Genomic DNA, 22,454 nt, shown 5'->3' on the forward strand with positions numbered 1-22,454 from the left:
GCCACGGGCGCGGCGATCATCACCCAGGCCTTCATGTCACCCTCACCCATGTCATCATCCCGCTTTCGGCGTGGCTGAGCATGTGGCAGTGAAACAGCCAGTCGCCCGGATTGTCGGCGACGAAGCCGATCTCGCGCGTCTCTTGCGCGGCCACCAGCAGCGTGTCGCGCATCGGGCCGACGGGTCTGCCGTCGCGAATTTCGCGGAAATGCATCCCGTGCAGATGCATGGCGTGGGGAAAGACGGTCTCGTTGACGATCTCAAGCCGCACTGGCTCGCCAAGGGAAAGATCGGCCAGCGGGGCCTGCGTCATCTCTGCCATGTCGTTGAAGGCCCAGAACCGCCCCCGCGCCGCGAGTTCGCGAAAGCCCAGGCGCTCTCCGCCCAGCACGGCGTTGTCCATCCGCCCCATGGCGCCCCCCGACATCACCAGCCGCAAAGGACGGGCATCGGCCAGCGACCCAAGGCCGCTGACGGAATTGGGCGGCAGGGCCATCGGTGCCGCGCGCGGCGTCTGCGCGATGCTACCCGAGACGGGAAACGCCACCTGCGCGGCGGGTCGGTCGTCATTGTCAAGCCGGACGAGATGCGCAGTCTCGCCCGCTTCGGCCGTCACATCGACGATCAAATCGGCGCGTTGCGCCGGGGCGAGGTCGAGGACGTCCTCCAGCGGTTCGGGCGCGGCAAGCGGCATGCCGTCGAGCGCGACCGTCCAGCCCCGCAAACCCGCAAGTTGCAAAGGAAAGATCCGCGCGTTCGACGCGTTGATGAGCCGCAGGCGCATTCGGCTGTGCCGCGCGACCGGGATGGACAGGTCAAAACGCCCATTGGTCGTGATCAGGTTCCCGATCCGGCCGCCATGGCTCATCCTCATGGGCTGGTCGAAGCTGTCTTCGATCAGCGCCGTTTCGGGATCGAGCAGCCAGTCGTCGAGCACGAGGGTCTCCTCGCGATCGACCTCGGGCGGTTCGGCCTCTTCCACGATCAGCGGCCCGTGCAGGCCGCGGGCGACCTGTACCCAGGACCGGTTATGCGCGTGGTACCAGTAGGTTCCGGCATCGGGCGCCACGAAATCATAGTCGAAAGCCTGACCCGGCGCGACGGCCTCTTGCGTCAGGCCCGAGACACCGTCCATCGCGTTGTCGATTCGGATCCCGTGCCAGTGGACCGAGGTCGGCTCGGGCACGTCGTTGACCAGCCGCCGCCGCACCCGTTCGCCCTGGAGCACCCGGATCGCCGGGCCGGGCGCGCGGCCCTCGTACCCCCAGATGGAGGTTGCCGGATAGCGTTCGGGGGCGAGTTGCACCGATGCCTCTCGCGCCGTCAGGGTCGCGGGCGTGTGAGAGGTGGCAGACACCTGCCGACCGCTCGCCGCCAGGCCCAGAACGGCGGCGGTCTGTCCGAGGAAGGCGCGTCGTGTCGGCATGGTCAGGGCCTCCGGAAAAGTGTCGGGGCGGGCGAAAGTCTCGCCCGCCGCCAGTCGTCTGTGTGTCAGGAACCGTGACCCATACGGAAATCGCCGACCATGCCGGCGTTGCGGTGGCCGGGCACATTGCAGGCGAAGCCGATCTCGCCGCCTTCGGGGAAGGTCCAGATGACCTCGCCCGTATCCCCCGGCTCCAGCAGGACGCTGTTGGCATCGTCATGCATCATCCCGGCCTCCATCATCCGGTCATGATTGATGCTGCGCATCGTCATCATGCCTTCGCGCATCATCGTCTGCATTTCACCAAGGTGGCCATTCCAGGTTTCGCTCGTCCCGATGTTGAATTCGTGGACAACGCGGCCAACGTTCACCACTTCGAAGCGGATCGTCTCTCCGGGTGCGACCTCGATGGCCGCCGGGCTGTATTTCATCTCGTCCATTTCGACAGTGATGGTGCGGTCGACTTGTGCGGCGTCGCCAGGCTCGCCGATGCCGTCTCCATGGCCGGGGCTGGCAACCGCGATGGAGGCAGTAAGGCTGGCCGCGAGGGCGGTGCCGGTCAGAAGTGTCTTGATCATGTGTTGGACTCTCATGTCTGGGGGTATTTCAGGGTATTTGATCGTGGCACGGCCCAAGGTCGCGGAGGAGGAAGATCGACGGGCGCATGCCTCCCGCCTATTTCTGTTTTCGCGAGCGGCTGACGTACGGACCGGAAACCTTGTGCCCCGAATATCGGTCGAGTCATCAAAATGGCGGCCGGGGAACACGTCGGGTCGGGATGGCAGTAGCGGTCAAGCGTGTCCTCATGCGCAGCGTGCTCAGCAGTCGCGACATCGCCGTCCGTGACCTTGACGATTTGTGAATGCGCATCCCACGTGCCGGCAAGGCCGGGTGTCGGCGCGGCGAGGGCCACGAGCGCGATCATGGGTATTGCGACAAGACCGCCGAGCGCGGCGAGAAAGGACAGAGCCCGCATCAATTGATTCCGTTCTCGCGCTGCACCTCGCGGATGTAGCGGGTGATATACTGAACGTCGGCACGGGTCAGACCCTTGATCGGGGGCATGTTGCCAAAGGGCCAGTGATGCGCGCGCACGCCGTTCCGAACCGCCATCTGAAAGGCTTCGTCCGAATGATGGCTCGGCTCATAGGTGCGGTGGATCAGAGGCGGCGCGACACCGTTCTGACCAGCCGCGTTGGCCCCGTGACACTCCGCACACACGGCTTCGAAGGCGCGTTGACCGATCGCCGCCTCGGGCGACAGCTGTTCGGGAAGCCGAACCTCGACGATGGGCGCGCCCTCGGCCAGGTCGCTCAGGGCTGTTGGCTCCGGGTGGACCATGCCCCCCGCCGGTGGCTCGTTCGGTTGCATGAACTGCCAGACCGCCACACCAAGCCCGGCAACAAACACACCGCCGATGAGAAGCCCCAGCTTGTCCACGTTCTTTGCCCTTTTCTTGCCTTTGATCCGTTCCACTCCAATTAGGCTCCGGTCAGGGCACTGTGGTTTCAGACCGCTCGATACTTGAGGATTTTTCTACCGGCTCTCAGTCACGTTACAACCGGATAGACCCGTGTTTATTGTATCCAAATGTATCCTTGACCTTTACCCGAAAGAGGCGCCTATCGTTCGGCCTGTTAACGGATTTGGAGGACATGATGGCCTGGAACCCACGGACTCTGCTATCAGGTGGTGCCGGAATGAAGCTTGGCATGCTGGCCTGTTGTGCCGTGATGCTCGTCCCGCTTGGCGTCTACATTGTCGCGGGCGGAACGCTCGGCGGGCTTGCGGGCAACCTCGGCCTTCTGGCCCCGCTGGCGCTGTGCCTCGGGGCGCATGTCGTGATGCATCGGATGATGGGCAGATCCTGCCACGACAACACCGCAAATCCCCGGGAGAAGACCCCGGACGAGAACCCCGAACAAGGCCCGGCGGTTGTCCCGGTCCATGCCCCGCGCTGATTGCACGGTAATGATCCACGGCGCGCGCCCGAAACTGGCGCTGGTTGGCCTTCTTGCACTGGCCGGTTGCGGAGCGGGAGTGCGGCAGTGCCTGAATACCGACGCCACGCTGTCAACGCGCGGCGCGGCGTTCACGCTTCCGGATGGATGCCGCGCGATCCGGACCGGCCCGGACGGTGTCGTCACCCTCGCTTGCGATGATGGGCGTTTCGGCTATGGATTCGACGCCCTCGCCATCGGATCGCAGGAATTGCCATGACATCCAGGCGTTCGACACTTGCCTTTCTCGGCGTCGCTGCGGGCGTTGTTGTCGGCTTTCAGGCGCTTCCTTCCCTGTTGGATCGTTTCTCGGGTCTGCCTGAGTTTGAGCCTTTGGCGAATCCAGAAGGCTTCCGGAGGATAACGGGCGGAAGTTCCTCGTCCGGCGCATTCGACCCATTTGTCGGCCTTGAAGCCCAAGACGACGGGTTGAGAGCGGAAACCATCGCGGCCGTAGAAGCCGATCTTTGCAATGCGCTTTACGCGGATGTGGCAGAAGATCCGTCGACCGTACCGATCGCGTCGTTTTCGGACTATTACTGCCCCTACTGTCGCGTGCAGATGCGGCGCTTGGCAGATATTGCCGAACAGCTTGATAGCGGCGTTGCGATTTCCTGGCACGAGCTACCGCTTCTCGGCGAAGGCTCTGACCGTGCGGCGAGAGCGGCTTTGGCAGCAAAACGCCAGGGTGCTTATCTCGCATTTCAGCAAGCTCTGTGGACGACGCCGTTTCAGCCGACATGCGACTATCTTCTGCGATTGTCCGAGACCGTCGGAATTGATGGTGAGCGCCTGATAAATGACATGCAAAGCCAGGATGTCGCCGAAGACCTCATGGTCAGCAAGGCGCTTTCCCGGATATTCGGCTTCATCGGCACGCCGGCCATGGTGGTTGGCGGCACTGTCATCCAAGGCGAAATCACGGACGCCGTGTTGCGCAGCGTGATCGCTATCGAACTCGACGACGGCTGGCAACGGATATGCTGAACAGATCGAGCAGACAGTGTGCCGCGACGATCGCATTGAGCGTCTTGTCTCTTGTCGCCTCGTCGGTGGCAATTCTGGCTGCGACATCGGAACGAGCGGCGACACCGGCGGTCAGCGCGCAGCTCATCACGGCCGAAAACGGCATCGCGCCGGGCGCGGGGACGGTTTCGGCGGGGCTGGCGCTGGCGCTTGGCGAGGGCTGGAAAACCTATTGGCGCACACCCGGCGAGGTGGGCTTCCCACCCGAAATCGACTGGACCGGGTCGCGCAACGTGGCCGAGGTCGAATTTCAATGGCCCGCGCCCGAGCGGTTCACCGCCTTCGGCATCGAGAATTACGGCTATCACGGCGAGGTCGTCTTTCCGCTGCGCATCGCGCTGGAACAGCCGGGCCAGCCTGCCCATCTCTCCGCCTCGGTGACGCTGCTTACCTGCTCCGATGTTTGCGTGCCGCAGGATTTCAGCCTGTCGCTGGACCTGCCCCAAGGCACGTCGATCGACCCGGACAGCGCGGCGCGCATCGCCGATTACGCGGGTCGCGTCCCGGTTGGGGCGGAAGCAGGTGGCATTCGGTCCGCCACCGCGCATGTCGATGCCGACGCAACCGCGCTGACCGTGACGCTGCGGCGCTCCTCGCCCTTCGAGGCGCCGGATGTGTTCCCGGAACTGGGCGAAGGTGCCTCCCTCGGAACCCCTGACAACAGGCTGGGTGAGAATGGCCGCCTGCTCTGGGCGCGCCTGCCCATCCTTTCGCCGCCCGCCGATCCGACGGCCGCGCTATCGCTCACCGCGACCGAAGCCGATGGCTGGGCCGTAAGTGTGACGCCGGACAGGGTCGCGACCGCGCCGCCCCCGCCCTACACCGAAGCCCGCACCACCGCGCCGCTTTCCAGCATGGTCTGGATCGCCCTGACGGCCTTCCTGGGCGGGGTGATCCTGAACGTCATGCCCTGCGTGCTGCCGGTGCTGTCGATCAAGCTGTCCTCTGCCATGAAGCTCGAAGGCGCCGGGCGCGCGACCGTGCGATGGGGATTTCTCGCTTCGGCCGCGGGGGTCATGACCTTCATGTGGGGCCTCGCCGCTGCGCTGTTCGCCTTGCGGTTGGCGGGTGTCACGGTGGGCTGGGGGTTGCAGTTCCAGAACCCGGTCTTCCTTGCGCTCATGATCGGCATCCTGGCCATTTTCGCAGCAAACCTCGCCGGCGCCTTCGAGATCGCCCCGCCCGCCGGTCTGCAAACCCGGCTTGCGCGGGCCGGGGGCGCCGGGGGTCATGTGGGCGATTTCCTGACCGGGGCCTTCGCCGCGGTGCTGGCCACGCCCTGTTCCGCGCCCTTTCTCGGGACGGCCATCGCCTTTGCGCTGGCCGGGCGCGGCACCGACATCGCGCTGGTCTTCAGTTTCCTCGGGCTGGGGCTTGCGGCCCCCTACCTTCTGGTCGCCGCCCGACCGGGCCTTGTCCGCCACCTGCCAAGGCCGGGGCGGTGGATGATCGCGCTGCGCGTGGTGCTGGGCATCCTTCTGGCCGTCACCGCGGCCTGGCTTGTCTGGGTGCTACACGGAGTGGCCGGCACGACCACGATGCTGGCGGTCGTCGGGCTGACGGCAGGCGTCGTTCTGCTGCTGTCGTTGTCGAGGCTCCGGGGCACAGTTCGTGCCGGGCTCGCGCTGCCCCTCGTGGGGGTCATGCTCTTCGGGGCAGCGTATCTGGCCGACACATCAGCGCCCCGCGCGCTTTCGTCTCAGGTGACCGAATGGGTGCCCTTCGACCGGGCAGAGATCGCGCGCCGCGTCTCGCGGGGCGAGGTTGTGTTCGTGGATGTCACGGCCGACTGGTGTCTGACGTGCAAGGCGAACAAGGCGCTCGTGCTCGACCGTGACCCTGTCGTCTCGGCGCTTGCCGCAGAGGGCGTCACACCCATGCAAGCTGATTGGACCCGGCCCGACCCGGCGATTTCACGCTACCTGGAAAGCTTCGGCCGTTACGGCATTCCGTTCAATGCGGTCTATGGCCCGGCAACCCCGGACGGCGTCGTCTTGCCGGAACTGCTGACCCCGGACGTGGTCGTGGCGGCGCTCGACGATGCCGCAGGGGAAGAACGGGATATCGCCGGTCAGCCCTGAACGCACGCTGCCGCACCTGTTTCCGGCTGCGGCAGGTGAGGTTCATGGCGTGGCACTCGCGCCGGCCTTACCCCGCAGCGGCGTGCCTGGCACAGAACCGCCGCTCACTTTTCCAGCACCTTGCGCCGCCGGTCGAACTCATCCTCGTCGATCTCGCCCGAAGCAAAGCGTTCGCGCAGGATCTCCATTGCATCGCGCTTCCCGGGGTTGCTGCTGCGCTGGTTGTCGGTGAGCCATTTCACCGCGATTACGATCAGGGCGATGATGATGCCCCAAAACACAATCATCATAAGCCCGCCAAATATGCCGAATCCACCACCCCACATCATGTGACCGTATCCTTCCTGCCAGTTTTCCACGGGGTCCGCAGCGGCCAGTGTCGGCGCCGAAAGACTGCTGATTGCCCAGATTGCCAATCGTTTCATTTCATTATTCCTTCCGTTGTCTCGCGTCGTTGATGGCTGCGCCCTCTGCCAGCGGGATGAGGATCGATGCCTTCAGACCGCCTTCGGGACGGTTTTCAAGCCGGATGTCACCGCCGTGTCCGCGCACGATCGCCCGTGCGATGGCAAGGCCCAGCCCATGCCCCCCTGTTTCGAGCGAACGGGAGGCTTCCAGCCGGTGAAACGGCGCGAAGACCTCTTCGAGTTCATCCTGGGGGATTCCGGGGCCACAGTCGGTAATCTCGATTGCCAGATCGTCGCCTGCGCGGTGCCAGCCGACCGTGGCCCCGCCCCCGTAACGCGTGGCGTTCTCCACAAGGTTGCGAACGGCCCTGCGCAGGGCAAGGGGGCGTATACGCAGCGTCATCGGGGGGCCACCGGACAATTCGAACGGCGTGGCCTTGTCGTCTGCCTGTGTTTCGAGCCAGTCGGGCAGGTCGACGACCTCCGAGGTTTCCCGCCCCGCCAGCCCCTGGGCGAAATCGAGCGTGGCCTCGGCCATGGCCTGCAACTCGTCGATGGAAGCGATCAGGCTCTCGCGGGTCTTCTCGTCCTCGACGAGTTCGGCATCAAACCGCATTGCCGTGAGAGGCGAGCGCAGATCATGGCTGACCGCGGCGAGAATGCGGGTGCGATCCGCGACAAAGCGCGTCAGCCGGTCCTGCATGCGATTGAACGCGCGGGTAAGGTCGCGCACCTCATCAGGGCCGGCGACAGGCAACGGGTCACGCGCGTCGCCGCGCCCCAGGTCCTCGGCGGCGCGCGACAAATCTCGCAGGGGGCCCGTCAGACGGGTCATCACGAACCAGAATGCCGCGACGAGGATCAACGCGGCCGTCAGCCCGAAAGCGAGGAAGGACGACAGGGGCCACTGCAATGGCGGGCGTTCGAACCGGGTGTCGACGTTCAGCCACTGGCCGCCGGACAGCGCAATAGACAGGGTCAGCTCGACCGCCTGCATCCGGCCGCGCATCATTTCCTGATGCATCTCGGCCATCTGCGGGGACAGGTTCGGGATCGGATGAAGGGGGCTTGCGGTTTCCCTTAGGTTGACCCGGATATCACGACTGAAGCCGTCACCCAGCAAGGCCCGGATGCGCGTTTCGATATAAGCGGCATGATGGTGATCGGGCGTGGTCACGCTTGGGGCAGGCGCAAGGTCGAACCGAACGAGTGGTGAATTTGCCGCCCGCACGATAGACGCGGACAGATCGGGCGGCGCGTCTTCCAGCAGGCGAACGACATTGGCGGCGCGTCCTGCTGCCTCGAAGCCAAGGGCGGCGCGGACGGCCAGGCTGCGCTCGTCCGTGAAGAGCCACAGGCTTACCGCCTGCGCGATGGCCAATGCCCCGAGGATGAGGATCACGAGCTGCGAACGCAGGCTGCCTATGCGCAGCCGGGTCATGCGACCACCTCGACATCCGTGTTCAGACTGTATCCCTGGCTTCGGATGGTGGTGATGAGCGTCGGGCGCAACGGGTCCATCTCGATCTTGCGTCGCAGTCGACTGATCTGGTTGTCGATCGTACGGTCGAGCGGTCCCGCCGCGCGTCCCGCCGTAAGATCGAGAAGCTGCTCGCGGCTCAGAACCGTGCGCGGACGCGCCAGAAGGACCGTCAACAGCCGGAAATCCGCCGTCGTCAGTTGCACGCGATTGCCGTCCCGGTCGGTCAGCATGTGCGCGTCGGTATCGAGCGTCAGTCCGCCGAACCGCAGGATGCGCCCCGAAAGCGGCCCGGCCTCGCGTCTCTCCTCGGGCGCGCGGCGCAGGACCGCCTTGATCCGTGCCAACAGCTCGCGCGGGTTGAACGGTTTCGGCAGGTAGTCGTCTGCGCCGATCTCCAGGCCCACGATACGGTCCTGGTCCTGCCCGAGGGCCGTGAGCATGATGATGGGAAGCCGTTTCTCGGCCGACAGGCGCTTGCAGATCGAAAGCCCGTCCTCGCCCGGCATCATGACGTCGAGCACCATAAGGTCGAAATGACCCTTCCCGAGCTTCTCGTCCATGTCCCGGGCATCCTTGGCCGCTGTCGCCCGCATGCCATTGCGTTCCAGGAATCGCGTGACCGAGTCCCGTATCTGGCGGTGATCGTCGACGACCAGGATATGCGGCAAGCTATTCATCCTTCTCATTTGGCAGGGTGGCGACACAAGGTCAGCACCGCGATTGTAACGCTTTGTATCAGGCACCCTCGTTGCGACGAACGGATACAAGATCGGCAATGACGCGGCCTTGGTCGTCCTTATTGTGTTCCCATGTCAGTCAGGGTTTCACACGAGAAAGGATACAGACATGAAAACCAGAGAGAAACTCGCGGCGGCAACCGCCATTTTGATGGCTATGGGCGGTGCCGCCCTGGCCGCAGGCGATCACGCGAATGGTGGTCGGGCCGCTCCGGGACCGCAGGGTCCGGGCGACGGTAATCATGACATGATGCAGATGATGATGCGAATGCACTCGCAGATGGGGGGCAGCGGGTCCATGGGCAGCGTGGCCATGATGGGGTCCGGCGGCCCCATGTCGGGCATGGGGATGATGGGCGGCGGCGCGCCGTTCATTGGTATGGCCATGGAGCAGTTCGACACGGATGGCGATGGCACGGTCACATCGCAGGAGGCGCACGAAGGGTTGCAGGCCCTGCTGGCGGAATATGACGCCGATGGCGACGAAGCCCTGTCACTCGCCGAATTCGAGACGCTCCACAGTGCGCTTATTCGCGAAACGATGGTGGACCGCTTCCAATTCCTCGACGACGATGGAGATGGTGCGGTGACGGTGGCAGAGATTGTGAAACCCGCCGACGTGGTGGAGCGCATGCAGACCATGCGCGACGGCATGATGCCCGGGACGATGCGCGGACCGAAGGGCGGGATGATGGATGCCGGCGGCATGCAGGGCAACGGCGGCATGATGGACGACAACTGAGCCTGGTGTGCCGTCACCCATTGCCCGGCCCCGCATCTTGCGGCGCCGGGCCAATCCCATGAAAGGAGAGACAGAATGGCATATACGCATAACCGCTTGATGGCGGAAACCGGAATGGACGAAGCAGATGCGCGGGTGCGCGCGGCGCTGGCAGACGCCGGTTTCGGCGTTCTGACCGAGATCGACGTGCAGGCCACGATGAAGAAGAAGATCGACAAGGACATGGCGGGCTACAAGATCCTTGGCGCCTGCAATCCGAACATGGCCTGGCAGGCCATCGGGCTGGAGCCGCGGATCGGCGCGATGCTGCCCTGCAACGTGATCCTGCGCAGCGTCGAGGGCGGCACCGAGGTGAGCGCCATCGACCCGGTTGCCTCCATGTCGGCCGTGGACAACTCCGAACTGCACGCGGTCGCCGGTCAGGTCCGCGACATGCTCGTGCGCGCTGTGGATGCAGCCTGAAGGAGACAACCGATGACAACGGCACACGGTCGGCGCCTCTTCATTCTTGGGCTGGCGGCAGCGCCTGTCACCCTCATCACGTCTCCTCTGACCGCACAGGCCCGGACAATCTGGTCGGCGGACGAGGCCTATGACGCCCTTCTGGCAGACAGCGCGCGCGTCGTCGATGTGAGGTCGCGCGAGGAGTGGCTGGAAACCGGCGTCGGGGCCGGGGTCTGGCCGATCAGCATGCACGAGGACCGATTTCCGGATCGCCTCTTTGCGGCGAAGGCGCTGGCCGGATCCCGAGACGTCGGCCTGATCTGCGCGACCGGGGGGCGTTCGGCGTCCCTGCTCCGTGCGCTCCGGCAGGCTCATTACGAGGGCTACGTGGATATCTCCGAGGGAATGCTGGGTTCTCGCCGGGGTCCCGGCTGGCTTGCTGCCGGTCTGCCCGTGGTTCCGCTGGACGCAGCGCTTGCCTCGATGCCGGAGGACCTTGCCTGACGTGCCCGAAGAGAGCGCCTCAAAGAGAAATAACTACCTGTTCCTCGGCAAGGGTGCCGCCCTTGTCGTCGGTGCTCTCCTTGGGCTGGGCCTCGTAGGCTGGGCTGCAGGATGGTGGTCGTTCGACCTGGACCGGGTGACGGTCGAGACGTGGGTCGCGCGCGCCGGATCTCTGGGTCCACTCGCGGTTGTCTTCCTCATGACGGTCGCGGTCGTTGCCAGCCCCATTCCAAGCGCGCCGGTCGCGCTGGCTTCGGGGGCCGCTTATGGTCACTACGCCGGCACTCTCTATGTGGCATTAGGATCCGAGCTCGGCGCACTTGCGGCCTTCCTCATAGCCCGCGGGCTGGGGCGTGGTCCGGTCGAGCGCCTTCTGGGCGAAAAAGCCGATTACGGCCTGTTGGGCTCGCAGAACGCGCTGACTCTCACGGTTTTCGCCAGCCGCCTTCTGCCCTTCGTCTCGTTCGACGCGATGAGCTATGCCGCGGGGCTCAGTCGCCTTCACTTCTGGCGCTTCGCCCTGGCCACGATGGCCGGCATCCTGCCCGCGAGTTTCGTGCTCGCGCATTTTGGCAGCGCTGCGATGGACGGCGCCTTCGGCAGCGCGGAATGGATCGCCCTCGGACTGGGCCTCATGACGGGCCTTCCCCTTTTGCTGGTTGCGCTTCGCCGTGGCGCAACCTCGAGAAAAGACGATCGGGCGAAAGACACCACGGAGGCCGGTCGATCATGAGTTCGGATTACAAGAAGAACAGCCTCAGCCTGCCCGACGCCGTGGCGATGGGAACGGGCGTGATGATCGGCGCCGGTGGAAATGAGAGGATCGGCGCATCGCACCTTGACCTTCCCATTACTGGAAGCCCTACGTGAGAGGTATATGCAAAAAAAGGGATAACCGATGTCCGACCACGACCATCACCACCGCCACCACGCTCCGGCCTCCGGCGCGAAAACCGCGACGGATCCCGTCTGCGGCATGCAGGTCGAGATGCGCGAGGACGCGCGGTCGCGCGAGTATGGCGGCGAGACCTACTGGTTCTGCTCGGAAGGCTGCGAGACGAAATTCGGTGTGGATCCTTATTTCTACGCGTCGGGAAACGCGCAGAAGACATCGCAGAAAGCCCAGCCCGGCACGCAATACACCTGCCCGATGCACCCCGAGATTATCCGCGACGAACCCGGAAGCTGTCCGATCTGCGGCATGGCGCTGGAGCCGATGGTGCCCTCGGACGAGCCCAGCGAGGAACTGACCGACTTCACCCGCCGGATGTGGATCAGCGCGACCGCGGCCGTGCCCCTCGTGATCCTGACGATGGGCGAGCTGGTCGGCCTGCCGGTTCGCGACTGGCTGGGCCACCAGCTGGCGGTTTACATCGAATTCGTCCTCGCCACGCCCATTGTCCTCTGGGCAGCGCTTCCGTTCTTCCGGCGCGGCGTCGACTCCTTCCGGAGCCTGTCCCCGAACATGTGGACGCTGATCTCGCTCGGGGTCGGCGCGGCCTATGCGTATTCGCTGGTCGCCACCTTCGCGCCGGGGTTGTTCCCGGAGCAGTATCGGATGGGCGAAGGCGTCGGCACGTATTTCGAGGCCGCCGTCGTCATCATCGCGCTGATCTTCGTCGGCCAGGTGCTCGAGTTGCGCGCACGGGAACGCACCGGCGACGCGATCCGGGCGCTGATGGACCTCGCGCCCAAGACCGCGCGGCGAATTCTTCCCGACGGAAGCGAATATGATGCACCGCTCGAGAACATCGTGGAGGGCGACTTGCTGCGGGTGCGCCCCGGCGACAGCATGCCGGTCGATGGCGAAGTGGTCGAGGGCCACACGTCCGTTGACGAAAGCATGATCACCGGCGAGCCCGTGCCCGTCGAAAAGGCAGAAGGCGACCGTGTCACGGGCGGCACGATCAACAAGAACGGTTCGCTCGCGATCCGGGCGACGCAAGTTGGCGCCGACACGGTGCTGGCGCAGATCGTGGACATGGTGGCCGGTGCCCGACGCTCGCGCGCGCCGATCCAAGGGCTGGCGGACCGGGTCTCGGCCATCTTCGTACCGACGGTCGTCGCGGTGGCCATCGCGGCGTTCTTCGCCTGGCTTGCCTTCGGTCCCGAGCCGGTGCTGGCATTCGCCATCGCCTCGGCCGTCTCCGTCCTGATCATCGCCTGTCCCTGTGCCCTCGGCCTCGCGACGCCGATCTCGATCACCACGGCCGCGGGGCGCGGCGCACAAGCGGGCGTGCTGATCAAGGACGCCGAGGCGCTGGAACGGATGGCGCGTGTGGACACGGTGATCGTGGACAAGACCGGCACGCTGACCGAGGGCAAGCCGACGCTGACGGAAGTCGTGGCGCTGCAGGGCGACGAGGCGGAGGTGTTGGGCCTCGCCGCCGCTTTGGAACGTGGCTCGGAACATCCGCTGGCCGAGGCGATCGTCGCGGGCGCGCGGGATCGCGGTCTGTCGCCCGGCAGCGCGGCCGATTTCGAAGCGGTCACCGGCAAGGGCGTGCGCGGCACCGTCGACGGACGCAACGTGGCGCTCGGCAATCCGGCGATGATGCGGGATCTCGGGCTCGAGACCGGCGAAGCCGAGGCGCGGGCCGACACGCTCCGCACGGATGGCAAGACGGCGATGTTCGTTGCCGTCGATGGGGCGCTCGCGGGGATCGTCGCCGTGGCCGATCCGATCAAGCAAAGCACCGAAGGGGCGATCCGCGATCTGCACGCGCTCGGTCTGACGATCATCATGGCCACCGGCGACAACCAGCGAACGGCCGAGGCTGTCGCGCGTCAACTGGGCATCGACGAGGTGCGCGCCGGCGTTCTGCCCGAGGACAAGCAGAAGCTGGTCGAGGAATTGCGCGCGAAGGGCGCGTCGGTGGCGATGGCCGGCGACGGTGTGAACGACGCCCCGGCGCTGGCGGCGGCGGACGTGGGCATCGCCATGAGCACGGGCGCCGACGTCGCCGTGGAGAGCGCGGGCATCACGCTGATGCGCGGCGATCTGGTGGGGCTGGTGCGGGCGCGGAAACTCGCGAAGGCAACGCTGCGCAACATCCGCCAGAACCTGTTCTTCGCCTTCGCCTACAACGCGGCAGGCGTGCCGATCGCGGCGGGCATCCTCTATCCGGTCGTCGGCCTGCTCCTGTCCCCGATGATCGCGGCGGCGGCGATGAGCCTGTCCTCGGTTTCCGTCATCTCGAACGCGCTGCGGCTGCGGGGCGTAAAGCTCTGATCGAAAGGAGATAGTCATGGCCAACGGGCATCACGGGCATATGCCATCGAGCGGGCGCGGCATGGCGATCTCCGCCTGGCTGACGGGAGTCTACTTCGTCATCGAGATGGGCATCGGCCTCTGGACAGGGTCGATCGCGGTGATTTCGGACGCGTTCCACACCTTCTCCGCCGTTGGCGGCGTCCTGGTGGCCATCGTCGCCGCGCGTCTGGCCCGGCGTCCCGCCGATGCGGATCGCAGTTTCGGCTGGTATCGCGCCGAAATCATCGGTGCGCTGGTCAACGGCGGCTTCCTGCTCGGCATGGCGCTGGTGGTGATCGTTATGGCGGCCATGCGCCTGTCGGACCCGATCGACCTGCCCACGGGCCCCATGCTGCTGGCCGCTGCCGGCGGGCTGGTGACCGAGTTCATATCGCTGGGGCTCATCTGGAAGCAGAGCCAGAGCGACCTCAACGTGAAGGGGGCGCTTTGGCACATCATCCAGACCTTCGTCGGCAGCCTGCTGATCATCGTGACCGCATTGGTGATCAAGTTCACGGGCTTCCTGCTCATCGACCCGATCCTCGGCATGGCGTTCGGCTTTGTGCTGCTCTGGGCAAGCTGGGGGATCCTGCGCGACTCCATGCACCTGCTGATGGAGGGCACGCCGGGCGGGGTCAGCCTGCCGGAGATCACGCGGATGCTCGAAGCCCTCGACGGCGTTGCCGACGCGCACCACGTTCACGCCTGGGCACTCACCAGCGGGAAGCACGTATTCTCCGGTCACCTGCGCGTGCGGGAGGGCACCGACCCACAGGACGTGCTCAAGGCCGCGCACGGCATGCTGCGCGACCGCTTCGGCTTCTTCTTCGTTACCTTGCAGGTCGAGGACCGTTGTCTCGATGAAAGCGGCACCGAGACGATCGATATCACGCGAAACGACCAGACCGGGGCGGGTTGATGCCGGTTGTACTCCTTCTCGCCCTGATCACCGTCTCCGAAGCCACGATCGGCGTCTTCGTCAAGCTGACCGGGGATGCGATCCCGATCCAGACGCTGAACTTCTACGCGCTGAGCTTTGCCGCCGCGTTCCTCGCACTGGCCATCCCGCACGCGACCGGCCGCCCTCTGCGCTTTCCGCGCGGCAACGTGAAGGACACGGTCATCATCGGGGTGCTCATCGCCGCTCAGATCAGCGTCTTCAATTATGCGATGACGCTCGTGCCGATCGCCAACGCTGTGGTGTTCTGGAGCGTGGCTCCCTTTTTCGTGTTCATCTTCTCGGCGGTGTTCCTCGGCGAGCCCGCGAAGAAAAGCTACGTGCTGATCTTCGGGCTGGCGCTGGTGGGCATCGTGCTGGCCAAACCGCTGGCGGGCGGCGACTGGTTCGGCAACCTTGTCGCGCTCAGCACCGGCGCGATCTATGCCGCCATGGTCACATACATGCGCCATGAGGGACGCGAGGAGGCGGGAAATGATATCTTCTGGTCAATGGCGGTCGGAGCGGTCCTGCTGTCGCCGGCGCTGGGTCTCGCCGGGCCGGGCGAAGTCGGCAAACTCGTTGCCTATCCCGCCCTGGGCGTTTCGCTTCCGGTCATGCTGTGGGCGGTCTGCCTCGGCGTCGTCTCGACGGGGTTCGCCTATTTCGGGATTTCGCTGGTGCTCAAGAAGATCTCGGCGAACATCTATTCGCTGGTCGATATCATCGTCTCGCCGATCGTGGCGGCGACTCTGGGATACCTTGTCTTTGGCGAAGTTCCAGCGCAGGGCATGATCTTCGGTGGAGGATTGTTGCTCCTGTCCGGTTTCTGGCTGACGCGCGAGATGAGCCGCGGCAAGGAAACCGCCGCCGTCCACCCTTGCCAATGCGAGCAAATGAATGCATTTGGTGCCTGAAATGGAGGGATAAATCGAGATGAAGTTCCACGTGCCCGACATGAGTTGCGGTCACTGCGTCGCAGCCATAGACACGGCTCTCAGGGTGATCGATCCGGACGCGAGAGTCGATAGCGATCTGACTTCGAAGACCGTCACGATCATGTCCGCGCAGGATGCCGCCACGCTTCAGGCCGCCCTGAAGGAGGCCGGCTATCCCGCCACTCCGGCCTGACGACCTGATAAACGACCATGGGTCATGCGGCCGCGAAAACCGAAAAGGATTTGGGAATGGACACACGAATGAACAGACGCGCTTTTCTCGTTGCGAGCGCCGCAGCAACCGGATTGGCCGGCCGGGCCAGTGCGCAGACGGCGCGCCTTGAAGTCTACAAGTCGCCGACCTGTGGATGCTGCTCGGCGTGGATCGAGCATATGGAGCGCGCCGGCTTCGTCGTGGACGCACGGAATGTCGACCAGGACGCCCTTTATGCGTTCAAGGCGCAGTCCGGGATCACGCCGGAGCTTTCTTCCTGCCATACGGCGCTCGTTGACGGCTACGTCGTCGAAGGTCACGTGCCCGCCGGCGATGTCGAGCGACTGCTGGCCGAGCGGCCCGGCGCGCTCGGCCTGACGGTTCCCGGCATGCCAATCGGCTCTCCGGGAATGGAGATGGGCAACCAGCGTGATGCTTTCGACACACTGTTGCTGCTGCAAGACGGCTCTACCGAGATCTTCGAGCGACATTCCTGAACGGAGACGGTTGAGGTGACAGATGACTCATCTCAGAGTATTCTACGCCCTCTGTGAAGTGGACGCTGGTACAGCACTGCTTCACCCCGCGCAACACGACAGCTTCGCGACATCCTTGTCGAAGGTTTGCGCGGCGAGCTTCAGCGCCTCGACCGTGGTAAGATAGGGAACGATCGTCTCGCCGAGTGCCTTTGTCGTCATGCCGGCCTTGAGCGCCATGGCGAGCGTCTGGACGCTGTCCGCCCCCTCCGGCGCAATGATCACACCGCCAAGCAGACGGTCGGTCGCCCGGTCCGCGACGAGCTTTATCAGTCCGCGCGTGTCGCGCGCGGCGAGCGCGCGGGGCACGTTGTCGAGGGTCAGCACGCTGGTCTTGACGTCATATCCGGCATCACGCGCCTGCGCCTCGGTCGGCCCGACGCACGCCACCTGCGGATCGGTGAACACGACCCAGGGCATCGCGGCGTTGTCGTAACGCTCCGCCCCGCCCAGCACGGCGTTGCGGGCTGCGAGCTTGGCGCCATAGGCGGCCATGTAGACGAACTGGTCGCGGTCCCTGACATCACCCGCGGCAAAGATCCCGGGCTTCGTGGTCTGCAGCTCCGTTACGACAACCCCGGCCTGGGTTATTCCGTCCTCGCTCGATCTCCAGAGCCTACGACCCGGCGCCACACCGATTCGCGACAGAGGGCGGACAAGAAGTCTTCCTTTGGCAAGCCTGCGAAGATGTTTGCCTCGGTGACAACAGCATCGCAGTGATAACGGCACTATGTTCTGGTCATGAATCCTGTAAATATTAAAATTAACATAAACTTCACTATCGGATCTTGACGTTCTCCGCGGGGTTTTCCCGGCTCCAAAGCTTGGCAAGCGAACTTACCTGGAAATTTCCCCTGCCAGAACCGCCCGTCCGTGCACTGCCAACGTCGCTGAAAACCTCTGGCACCCAAACTTGCGGACTACATCGAGTACCCGCGCTTCGTAGGCAGCGTGCCCGATCAAACGACACAGGTCGGACGCATGGAACTGGCGGTTCGCAGTCGGCGCGGCTTGCATCTGTTTCAGCAATTCGCGCTCTTTAGGGTCCGTTATTGGTCTCGCGGGCGGCTTGACCGCGGGTCGAGTTGGAGTTCCCGAAGAATTTCGCCATCGACGCATGAAGCCAAGCAGGAAGCCGGCCGGCACCCTGCCGTTGCCTCGGGACCGGTTGAAGGCGAGGAAGCGATCCCAAATGACCTGGGTGTCGATGTTCCAGCAAGGCAACGTGGCCTTCGCTGCTTTGATGAGCTCTGCCCAACTGGTCTGGAAAACGTTCGAACTCGCGGTGATTTCGATCAGCCCTGAGAAGATAGTTTTGTTATTATTATCTCTAGATAGTGATGTGTCGCCTTCACCTGACACGAGATCATGGGTTTCACTCTCCTCGTCGAAGGCGGAAAACCGAAAGATCCAGGGCGCGAACTTGCCATTCGGCTTCGCCCGCTCGAGCTGCAACTCCGAAGCCTCAAGTTCGTTCAGAAGAACCGTAAGATACTGCCGTGAGACACCCATCTTCTCCGCCAGGGCCGAGAGGGTGAAGGCTGCCGTTCCGCGCGACAAACCGTTGTAGCCATCCTTCCAGGCGATGGCGTCGAGGATGAGGGTGGCAAGCTTGTGCGCTGCAACAGAGAGATTTGTCTGCGTGATCCGTCGCAGGATCAGGCCGGTCGTAGGTTCCATGGTCGAGGTCTCCTTGGAGATCCGACGCCATGTCGTGAGACAACAACATTCTTGCCAGCAAAACAACTTTGCTGGTTGCAGGTGTTTTAGCGGTGCGCTAGGAAACTCTTGTTCACGGAGTTTTCTAGCACGGCGTCAGGCTTCACGGTCTGGCGTCGTCTCCTTTTTGGGCGTTTTGCACAGCCGTCCGTGCGGGGTTGTGAGGACGCGCGCGGCAAAACCGCGTGCAGATTTTGTCAGTAGCGAACTTCTTCAGAACCATAGTTCCCGGCGTGATCACGCCAGTCGACGAAGACGGAGCGGTAGAAGTAGCTGCCGCATCCATTCGGAATGCTCAGGTCAGATGCAGCCGGCACTTGGCCCACGTTGGATCTTGTCCATCGGTAATCGCCTTGCACACCGTAGGACCCCAATCGCGTGGAGTCGCTGCGATTGCAGTCACCATCACGGTTCTCGTGCTGGCGGTACTGGATGTGATAGACGCGAATGCTGCGCACGAAATCAAAGGCGTCGCCTGAGATGTCGATGTCGGCGCCATCTGTGGTTTGAACCTTGATCACCTGTCCGTCGTCCGGGAAGGACTGCCGGGGCAGGGTGGCTTGGAATGCGGTGTCGAACAGGCGCTCGGCCGGGCCGGGGCTTTCCAAAGGAGAGAACGCCACCCCCATAGGGCAGCGCCATATCTGGAGCGGCGGCTCGATGGGCCAAGGGGTGATCCGGCGTATGAATACGGCTCGAGCATGGGCACAAGGTGCCGATGCTGGCCAGCCACCAGCAAGACAGAGCAGGATGGCGCAATCCACTTGGTAGGCACTTGCGGGCGTCGCAAGAGGAACTTGGCCCGAAAGCGTCAATGTCGCGGCCATCGCCAGCCGCACGATATGGCGTCTCATGTATCGACTCCCCACAAAACTATTCGCGCGAATACAATACAACATGATTGACAGCAATCAGATTTCTTTGATTGGGATATCCGGCTCGAAGGCCCAGGATCTACGTTTTGGATGCGGCAATTGCTCGGAGAAGCCAGTCAGCGAGACTCAATCACTTGCTTTATGTCTACTTATGCATACATAAAGGCCGCAATAAGACCGAGGATAGAAGCATTGCCTGCGTCATACCTTCCGCCCCCCGCAGCCAAGCGGGCGATCCGCAAGCTCGGGTCCGATATCCGTGACGCACGTTTGCGCCGCGGCTTGCCGGCGTCTGTTGTCGCCGAGCGGGCGGGTATTGCGCGCTCAACCTACCACAAGATCGAAAAAGGTGATGCTGGCGTGTCCATCGGCATCTATGCTGCTGTGCTGCAAGCATTGAACCTGATGGATGGACTTGCAGATCTCGCTGATGCCAGGAACGATCCCCAAGGTGCACATGCAGCTCTTGAGCGCTTGCCGAAACGCGCGGTTCTTGCGCGCAAGAAGCCTGGCTCCAAGGAGAGCAGCTAGGCCATGGCAGAACGGGTCGTCGAAATCGACATCGAGCTCGATGGTGCGATGGTGCCTGTCGGGACCATGCGTTGCGTGCCATCCCGGGCGCGCGAAACCGTCGTTTTCGAATACTCGGACGATTGGCTGAACCGGCCAGAGCGGTTTGCTATTGATCAGGGCGTGCCTCTCTCGCCCGGGCCGTTTGTGCCATCAGGCAACGGAGAAATGTTTCCAGCCCTTGGCGACAGTGCCCCAGACAACTGGGGTCGTGCCTTGATGCGGCGTCGGGAACGGCGCCGCGCTGCGCGGGAGGAACGTCCGGTTCGGACCTTGTTCGAGACAGATTATCTTATGGGTGTCTCCGATGTCAGCCGCATCGGAGCCTTGCGGCTGCGATGGCGGGGCGATGCCGACTATGCCGCGCCCATCCAAGATGGCGTTCCGGGGTACATCGCGCTCCAGCGCCTTCTCGACGCAGTCGGGCGTTTCGAAGCTGGCGAGGAACGAGACGAGGACCTCGATCTCCTTTTTGCGCCCGGAGCATCGCTTGGCGGTGCACGCCCAAAATGCTCGGTCTATGATGTGCAGGGCAAGCTCTCGATTGCCAAGTTTCCCAAGGCTGACGACGATTACAGCAAGGAACGCTGGGAGGAAGTCGCCGCGCGATTGGCAGATCGGGCCGGCCTTGCCATGGCTGATCACTTTCTGGCAAACATCGGTGACCAGCCGGTCTATCTGAGCGCCCGGTTTGACCGACGCGCAGCTGGCGAACGCATCCCGTATATGTCAGCCATGACCATGACCCAGAACCGGGATGGCGTATCTGGCAGCTATCTCGAGATCGTAGACGCGATCACAAGGACTGGCAGCCAGGCTGCCAGGGATCGCGAAGAACTCTATCGCCGCCTTGTCTTCACTGTTCTGGTGTCGAATACGGATGACCATATGCGCAATCACGGGTTTCTATGGGATGGGCCAGCTGGATGGCGGCTGTCGCCGGCGTTCGACATCAACCCGACGTCCCAGTTGGAAAAACCGCGTGTCCTGCAGACACGGATCGATTTCGACGACGGGACCTGTGACATTGACCTGGTGTTGGCCGTGGCACCTGAATTCGGCCTCCGCACCCAACACGCCCGGGAGATCGTCTCTGAAGTGGCAAAAGCGACAGCGACGTGGCGCGAAGTTGCGCATCAGGTCGGGGCTCCGGCACGCGAGCTCGACTATCTTGAAAGTGCTTTCGAGCACGACGATCTGGAGAAGGCTTTGACGCTTTAACGTCCGCTTATGCGGACATTAAATTCATATAGTGTCTGCTTTCAAAGTCTCCAACATGGAGACGACGAAGAGTCATTCCAATATCTCGACCAGCCTTCCGTAGTCCCGGCTAACCTCCTGTGCCTCGTGAAAGGCGCGTTGGCGCTCGGCGTCCAAGCAGCGGAAGTATTCTTGTATGTCGGCAATGTAGCCCTCGAAATCAGAACGGAGCAGATCGGCATATTCTCGAATGTCTTCGGACCGCTCAGGCAGGAAAGGCCGTTCCGGCGCGGTACATGCATTGGCGATTTGGCCAATCGACGCGAGAGGCACAACAAGACCAAGCAAACCGTATCGAAATGCACAAAACATGCGCATGGCAAAACTCCTTTGCCACTTCAAATTTATGGTTTCGTGCGGTAGCTACCTATTGCAGCCAAAGACGGTTCGTCAACTCAAATAAATCGTCTTGAAGTCAATTATGTTGTCTTGTATCGCCCGTGTGGAAATGTCCCCGCGGGCCGATACTCATGATGAGGAGGGCCCTGGGGAGGTCATGATAGAAGAAGCACCGAATGTGGTCACCGAAGACGGACTGCGCGGCTTGCTCGCCGAGGGCTACCTCATTGAGGTGGTCTGCAAGGAGAGAGCGGAGAAGCGCCATAACAGCTGGTACGGCTCGTGGGTCATCCGCGCCGTCGCCTCTGATGGGCGTGACGACAAGATGCTCGTCACCAGCCGAAGCGTCCTCAAGCTCCGCGACTTCAAAACCATCGTTGGCCTTGTCAGTTTCCTGGCCGACATGGGCTGTACGACCGCTAACATCCCACTTGAAGAAGGTGGCCGCGAACGCCACGCCGCGCCTCCGGTCAAAGGCAGCTGACCGCGCGACTGCGCTCGTCGTTGCTTTGGGTACAGGCGTTTGTTCCGCGCCCCCGGCCCTGGCCGACGGTTTCATCTTTTCGGTTGGCCCAGACGGCCAATTGATTTCCTCTTCTCAAGAGGCAAACGGGCGCCTTTTTCTCTTCGCAGAACCTCGCGGTCCTGACGCAACGAGCGAGACAGCGATCCCGGCTCGATCCGCCGCCCGCGCCACCCCAGAAATCCTCCATGCGATCGAGACCACGGCTCTGCGGTATGCCGGGCATGGTGCGCTGCGTCGCGCAGGGCTTTCAGTCACTGATTGGGCGCTCCTTTACCGGGCCAATATCGAAGTCGAAAGCGCATACAATCCGGCTGCACGTAGCCCTGTCGGTGCCATAGGCCTTGGCCAGCTGTCGCGTAGCCCTTAATTGTGGGATGAAAAATCCAACGAAATCAACGGCTGTGCTTTGCCCTTAAATATGAGATTTTGCCTTTAAT

The 22,454-nt window shown here is 63.4% G+C and carries 27 protein-coding genes and 2 pseudogenes; 18 read left to right on the top strand and 11 right to left on the bottom strand.

Annotated elements, in window-relative coordinates:
- Positions 1-31: 31 nt before the first annotated feature.
- The 4 genes from I9P22_RS13260 to I9P22_RS13275 form a co-directional block, all read right to left on the bottom strand.
- On the bottom strand, positions 32-1,426 hold the full coding sequence (locus I9P22_RS13260) for a multicopper oxidase family protein (protein ID WP_199259961.1): 1,395 nt from the start codon (positions 1,424-1,426) through the stop codon (positions 32-34).
- Positions 1,427-1,491: 65 nt separating this feature from the next.
- Positions 1,492-2,004 carry a cupredoxin domain-containing protein gene (locus I9P22_RS13265; protein ID WP_199259962.1) on the bottom strand — a complete coding sequence of 171 codons (513 nt, stop codon included), beginning with the start codon at positions 2,002-2,004 and terminating at the stop codon, positions 1,492-1,494.
- Between the two features lie 11 nt (positions 2,005-2,015).
- Positions 2,016-2,402 carry a hypothetical protein gene (locus tag I9P22_RS13270; protein ID WP_199259963.1) on the bottom strand — a complete coding sequence of 129 codons (387 nt, stop codon included), beginning with the start codon at positions 2,400-2,402 and terminating at the stop codon, positions 2,016-2,018.
- Positions 2,402-2,902: a c-type cytochrome gene (locus I9P22_RS13275; protein ID WP_456299611.1), complete on the bottom strand. Its 501-nt coding sequence runs from the start codon at positions 2,900-2,902 to the stop codon at positions 2,402-2,404. Before I9P22_RS13275 ends, I9P22_RS13270 begins: the two co-directional genes overlap by 1 nt.
- 224 nt (positions 2,903-3,126) lie before the next feature.
- Between I9P22_RS13275 and I9P22_RS13280 the strand changes: the two genes are divergently transcribed.
- The 4 genes from I9P22_RS13280 to I9P22_RS13295 all read left to right on the top strand — a co-directional run bounded on the left by I9P22_RS13280 (position 3,127) and on the right by I9P22_RS13295 (position 6,533).
- Complete coding sequence (locus I9P22_RS13280; RefSeq protein WP_233253376.1) at positions 3,127-3,387, top strand: DUF2933 domain-containing protein; 261 nt, start codon at positions 3,127-3,129, stop codon at positions 3,385-3,387.
- A gap of 10 nt (positions 3,388-3,397) precedes the next feature.
- Positions 3,398-3,646, top strand: a complete 249-nt coding sequence (locus I9P22_RS13285) for a hypothetical protein (RefSeq protein ID WP_199259965.1) — start codon at positions 3,398-3,400, stop codon at positions 3,644-3,646.
- Complete coding sequence (locus I9P22_RS13290) at positions 3,643-4,413, top strand: DsbA family protein (protein ID WP_199259966.1); 771 nt, start codon at positions 3,643-3,645, stop codon at positions 4,411-4,413. The genes I9P22_RS13285 and I9P22_RS13290 overlap by 4 nt, the downstream gene beginning before the upstream one ends.
- Before the next feature lie 65 nt (positions 4,414-4,478).
- On the top strand, positions 4,479-6,533 hold the full coding sequence (locus I9P22_RS13295) for a protein-disulfide reductase DsbD family protein (protein WP_332909031.1): 2,055 nt from the start codon (positions 4,479-4,481) through the stop codon (positions 6,531-6,533).
- A 104-nt stretch (positions 6,534-6,637) separates the two neighbouring features.
- On the opposite strand, the gene I9P22_RS13300 is transcribed toward I9P22_RS13295, so the two are convergent.
- The 3 genes from I9P22_RS13300 to I9P22_RS13310 are packed head-to-tail and all read right to left on the bottom strand — an operon-like array spanning position 6,638 to position 9,100.
- Complete coding sequence (locus tag I9P22_RS13300) at positions 6,638-6,958, bottom strand: SHOCT domain-containing protein (protein ID WP_233253377.1); 321 nt, start codon at positions 6,956-6,958, stop codon at positions 6,638-6,640.
- A 4-nt stretch (positions 6,959-6,962) separates the two neighbouring features.
- Positions 6,963-8,381, bottom strand: a complete 1,419-nt coding sequence (locus I9P22_RS13305; RefSeq protein WP_199259968.1) for an ATP-binding protein — start codon at positions 8,379-8,381, stop codon at positions 6,963-6,965.
- The gene (locus I9P22_RS13310; RefSeq protein ID WP_199259969.1) at positions 8,378-9,100 is read right to left on the bottom strand and encodes a response regulator; all 723 of its coding nucleotides are present in this window, start codon (positions 9,098-9,100) and stop codon (positions 8,378-8,380) included. Before I9P22_RS13310 ends, I9P22_RS13305 begins: the two co-directional genes overlap by 4 nt.
- A 169-nt stretch (positions 9,101-9,269) precedes the next feature.
- Between I9P22_RS13310 and I9P22_RS13315 the strand changes: the two genes are divergently transcribed.
- The 10 genes from I9P22_RS13315 (at position 9,270) to I9P22_RS13360 (ending at position 16,689) form a co-directional block, all read left to right on the top strand.
- Positions 9,270-9,902, top strand: a complete 633-nt coding sequence (locus tag I9P22_RS13315; RefSeq protein ID WP_233253378.1) for an EF-hand domain-containing protein — start codon at positions 9,270-9,272, stop codon at positions 9,900-9,902.
- A gap of 75 nt (positions 9,903-9,977) precedes the next feature.
- A complete protein-coding gene (locus I9P22_RS13320) occupies positions 9,978-10,364 on the top strand; it encodes a DUF302 domain-containing protein (protein ID WP_199259970.1) in 387 nt (128 codons plus the stop codon).
- A 12-nt stretch (positions 10,365-10,376) separates the two neighbouring features.
- Entirely contained in the window at positions 10,377-10,850 is a 474-nt protein-coding gene (locus I9P22_RS13325) for a rhodanese-like domain-containing protein (RefSeq protein ID WP_199259971.1), read from the top strand.
- A gap of 1 nt (position 10,851) precedes the next feature.
- A complete protein-coding gene (locus I9P22_RS13330; RefSeq protein ID WP_456299612.1) occupies positions 10,852-11,583 on the top strand; it encodes a TVP38/TMEM64 family protein in 732 nt (243 codons plus the stop codon).
- A complete protein-coding gene (locus I9P22_RS13335; protein ID WP_199259983.1) occupies positions 11,580-11,720 on the top strand; it encodes a hypothetical protein in 141 nt (46 codons plus the stop codon). Before I9P22_RS13330 ends, I9P22_RS13335 begins: the two co-directional genes overlap by 4 nt.
- Positions 11,721-11,748: 28 nt before the next feature.
- Complete coding sequence (locus tag I9P22_RS13340) at positions 11,749-14,082, top strand: heavy metal translocating P-type ATPase (protein WP_199259972.1); 2,334 nt, start codon at positions 11,749-11,751, stop codon at positions 14,080-14,082.
- A gap of 16 nt (positions 14,083-14,098) precedes the next feature.
- Positions 14,099-15,022, top strand: a complete 924-nt coding sequence (locus tag I9P22_RS13345; RefSeq protein WP_199259973.1) for a cation diffusion facilitator family transporter — start codon at positions 14,099-14,101, stop codon at positions 15,020-15,022.
- Positions 15,022-15,957 (top strand): DMT family transporter, encoded by a 936-nt coding sequence (locus I9P22_RS13350; protein ID WP_199259974.1) that lies wholly within the window; start codon positions 15,022-15,024, stop codon positions 15,955-15,957. The genes I9P22_RS13345 and I9P22_RS13350 overlap by 1 nt, the downstream gene beginning before the upstream one ends.
- A gap of 19 nt (positions 15,958-15,976) precedes the next feature.
- Positions 15,977-16,171 carry a heavy-metal-associated domain-containing protein gene (locus I9P22_RS13355; RefSeq protein WP_199259975.1) on the top strand — a complete coding sequence of 65 codons (195 nt, stop codon included), beginning with the start codon at positions 15,977-15,979 and terminating at the stop codon, positions 16,169-16,171.
- A gap of 68 nt (positions 16,172-16,239) precedes the next feature.
- The gene (locus I9P22_RS13360) at positions 16,240-16,689 is read left to right on the top strand and encodes a DUF411 domain-containing protein (protein WP_199259982.1); all 450 of its coding nucleotides are present in this window, start codon (positions 16,240-16,242) and stop codon (positions 16,687-16,689) included.
- A gap of 81 nt (positions 16,690-16,770) precedes the next feature.
- On the opposite strand, the pseudogene I9P22_RS13365 reads toward I9P22_RS13360, so the two are convergent.
- The 3 genes and pseudogenes from I9P22_RS13365 to I9P22_RS13375 form a co-directional block, all read right to left on the bottom strand.
- Positions 16,771-17,283 (bottom strand): annotated as a pseudogene (locus I9P22_RS13365) (mercury(II) reductase); the annotation flags it as partial.
- Positions 17,284-17,565: 282 nt separating this feature from the next.
- On the bottom strand, positions 17,566-18,408 hold the full coding sequence (locus I9P22_RS13370) for a hypothetical protein (RefSeq protein WP_136340107.1): 843 nt from the start codon (positions 18,406-18,408) through the stop codon (positions 17,566-17,568).
- 236 nt (positions 18,409-18,644) lie between these two features.
- Positions 18,645-19,301 (bottom strand): hypothetical protein, encoded by a 657-nt coding sequence (locus tag I9P22_RS13375; RefSeq protein ID WP_233253379.1) that lies wholly within the window; start codon positions 19,299-19,301, stop codon positions 18,645-18,647.
- 111 nt (positions 19,302-19,412) lie between these two features.
- Between I9P22_RS13375 and I9P22_RS13380 the strand changes: the two genes are divergently transcribed.
- Both I9P22_RS13380 and I9P22_RS13385 read left to right on the top strand, forming a co-directional pair.
- Positions 19,413-19,853, top strand: coding sequence for a helix-turn-helix domain-containing protein (locus tag I9P22_RS13380; protein ID WP_233253380.1), 441 nt, complete (start codon positions 19,413-19,415; stop codon positions 19,851-19,853).
- Between the two features lie 3 nt (positions 19,854-19,856).
- A complete protein-coding gene (locus I9P22_RS13385) occupies positions 19,857-21,113 on the top strand; it encodes a type II toxin-antitoxin system HipA family toxin (RefSeq protein ID WP_199259976.1) in 1,257 nt (418 codons plus the stop codon).
- Between the two features lie 72 nt (positions 21,114-21,185).
- Here the strand turns inward: I9P22_RS13385 and I9P22_RS13390 are convergent, their stop codons facing one another.
- A complete protein-coding gene (locus I9P22_RS13390) occupies positions 21,186-21,470 on the bottom strand; it encodes a hypothetical protein (protein ID WP_408635186.1) in 285 nt (94 codons plus the stop codon).
- A gap of 178 nt (positions 21,471-21,648) precedes the next feature.
- On the opposite strand from I9P22_RS13390, the gene I9P22_RS13395 reads away from it, so the two are divergent.
- The gene (locus tag I9P22_RS13395) at positions 21,649-21,975 is read left to right on the top strand and encodes a hypothetical protein (RefSeq protein ID WP_136340110.1); all 327 of its coding nucleotides are present in this window, start codon (positions 21,649-21,651) and stop codon (positions 21,973-21,975) included.
- A pseudogene (locus tag I9P22_RS24580) lies at positions 21,932-22,369 on the top strand (lytic transglycosylase domain-containing protein); the annotation flags it as partial. The gene I9P22_RS13395 and the pseudogene I9P22_RS24580, both read left to right, overlap by 44 nt.
- Positions 22,370-22,454 lie beyond the last annotated feature (85 nt).

Origin of the sequence: Paracoccus binzhouensis, from assembly GCF_016446475.1 — a bacterium.
In the GTDB taxonomy this organism is placed as follows: domain Bacteria; phylum Pseudomonadota; class Alphaproteobacteria; order Rhodobacterales; family Rhodobacteraceae; genus Paracoccus; species Paracoccus binzhouensis.

Coding starts and splice junctions, on each gene's coding strand:
- I9P22_RS13385 (WP_199259976.1), top strand. CDS start 19,857: ATGGCAGAACGGGTCGTCGAAATCGACATCGAGCTCGATGGTGCGATG.
- I9P22_RS13290 (WP_199259966.1), top strand. CDS start 3,643: ATGACATCCAGGCGTTCGACACTTGCCTTTCTCGGCGTCGCTGCGGGC.
- I9P22_RS13335 (WP_199259983.1), top strand. CDS start 11,580: ATGAGTTCGGATTACAAGAAGAACAGCCTCAGCCTGCCCGACGCCGTG.
- I9P22_RS13370 (WP_136340107.1), bottom strand. CDS start 18,408: ATGGAACCTACGACCGGCCTGATCCTGCGACGGATCACGCAGACAAAT.
- I9P22_RS13260 (WP_199259961.1), bottom strand. CDS start 1,426: ATGCCGACACGACGCGCCTTCCTCGGACAGACCGCCGCCGTTCTGGGC.
- I9P22_RS13265 (WP_199259962.1), bottom strand. CDS start 2,004: ATGATCAAGACACTTCTGACCGGCACCGCCCTCGCGGCCAGCCTTACT.
- I9P22_RS13395 (WP_136340110.1), top strand. CDS start 21,649: ATGATAGAAGAAGCACCGAATGTGGTCACCGAAGACGGACTGCGCGGC.
- I9P22_RS13280 (WP_233253376.1), top strand. CDS start 3,127: ATGAAGCTTGGCATGCTGGCCTGTTGTGCCGTGATGCTCGTCCCGCTT.
- I9P22_RS13360 (WP_199259982.1), top strand. CDS start 16,240: ATGAACAGACGCGCTTTTCTCGTTGCGAGCGCCGCAGCAACCGGATTG.
- I9P22_RS13375 (WP_233253379.1), bottom strand. CDS start 19,301: ATGAGACGCCATATCGTGCGGCTGGCGATGGCCGCGACATTGACGCTT.
- I9P22_RS13380 (WP_233253380.1), top strand. CDS start 19,413: ATGCGGCAATTGCTCGGAGAAGCCAGTCAGCGAGACTCAATCACTTGC.
- I9P22_RS13305 (WP_199259968.1), bottom strand. CDS start 8,381: ATGACCCGGCTGCGCATAGGCAGCCTGCGTTCGCAGCTCGTGATCCTC.
- I9P22_RS13315 (WP_233253378.1), top strand. CDS start 9,270: ATGAAAACCAGAGAGAAACTCGCGGCGGCAACCGCCATTTTGATGGCT.
- I9P22_RS13310 (WP_199259969.1), bottom strand. CDS start 9,100: ATGAATAGCTTGCCGCATATCCTGGTCGTCGACGATCACCGCCAGATA.
- I9P22_RS13300 (WP_233253377.1), bottom strand. CDS start 6,958: ATGAAACGATTGGCAATCTGGGCAATCAGCAGTCTTTCGGCGCCGACA.
- I9P22_RS13285 (WP_199259965.1), top strand. CDS start 3,398: ATGATCCACGGCGCGCGCCCGAAACTGGCGCTGGTTGGCCTTCTTGCA.
- I9P22_RS13320 (WP_199259970.1), top strand. CDS start 9,978: ATGGCATATACGCATAACCGCTTGATGGCGGAAACCGGAATGGACGAA.
- I9P22_RS13270 (WP_199259963.1), bottom strand. CDS start 2,402: ATGCGGGCTCTGTCCTTTCTCGCCGCGCTCGGCGGTCTTGTCGCAATA.
- I9P22_RS13355 (WP_199259975.1), top strand. CDS start 15,977: ATGAAGTTCCACGTGCCCGACATGAGTTGCGGTCACTGCGTCGCAGCC.
- I9P22_RS13325 (WP_199259971.1), top strand. CDS start 10,377: ATGACAACGGCACACGGTCGGCGCCTCTTCATTCTTGGGCTGGCGGCA.
- I9P22_RS13350 (WP_199259974.1), top strand. CDS start 15,022: ATGCCGGTTGTACTCCTTCTCGCCCTGATCACCGTCTCCGAAGCCACG.
- I9P22_RS13390 (WP_408635186.1), bottom strand. CDS start 21,470: ATGCGCATGTTTTGTGCATTTCGATACGGTTTGCTTGGTCTTGTTGTG.
- I9P22_RS13340 (WP_199259972.1), top strand. CDS start 11,749: ATGTCCGACCACGACCATCACCACCGCCACCACGCTCCGGCCTCCGGC.
- I9P22_RS13345 (WP_199259973.1), top strand. CDS start 14,099: ATGGCCAACGGGCATCACGGGCATATGCCATCGAGCGGGCGCGGCATG.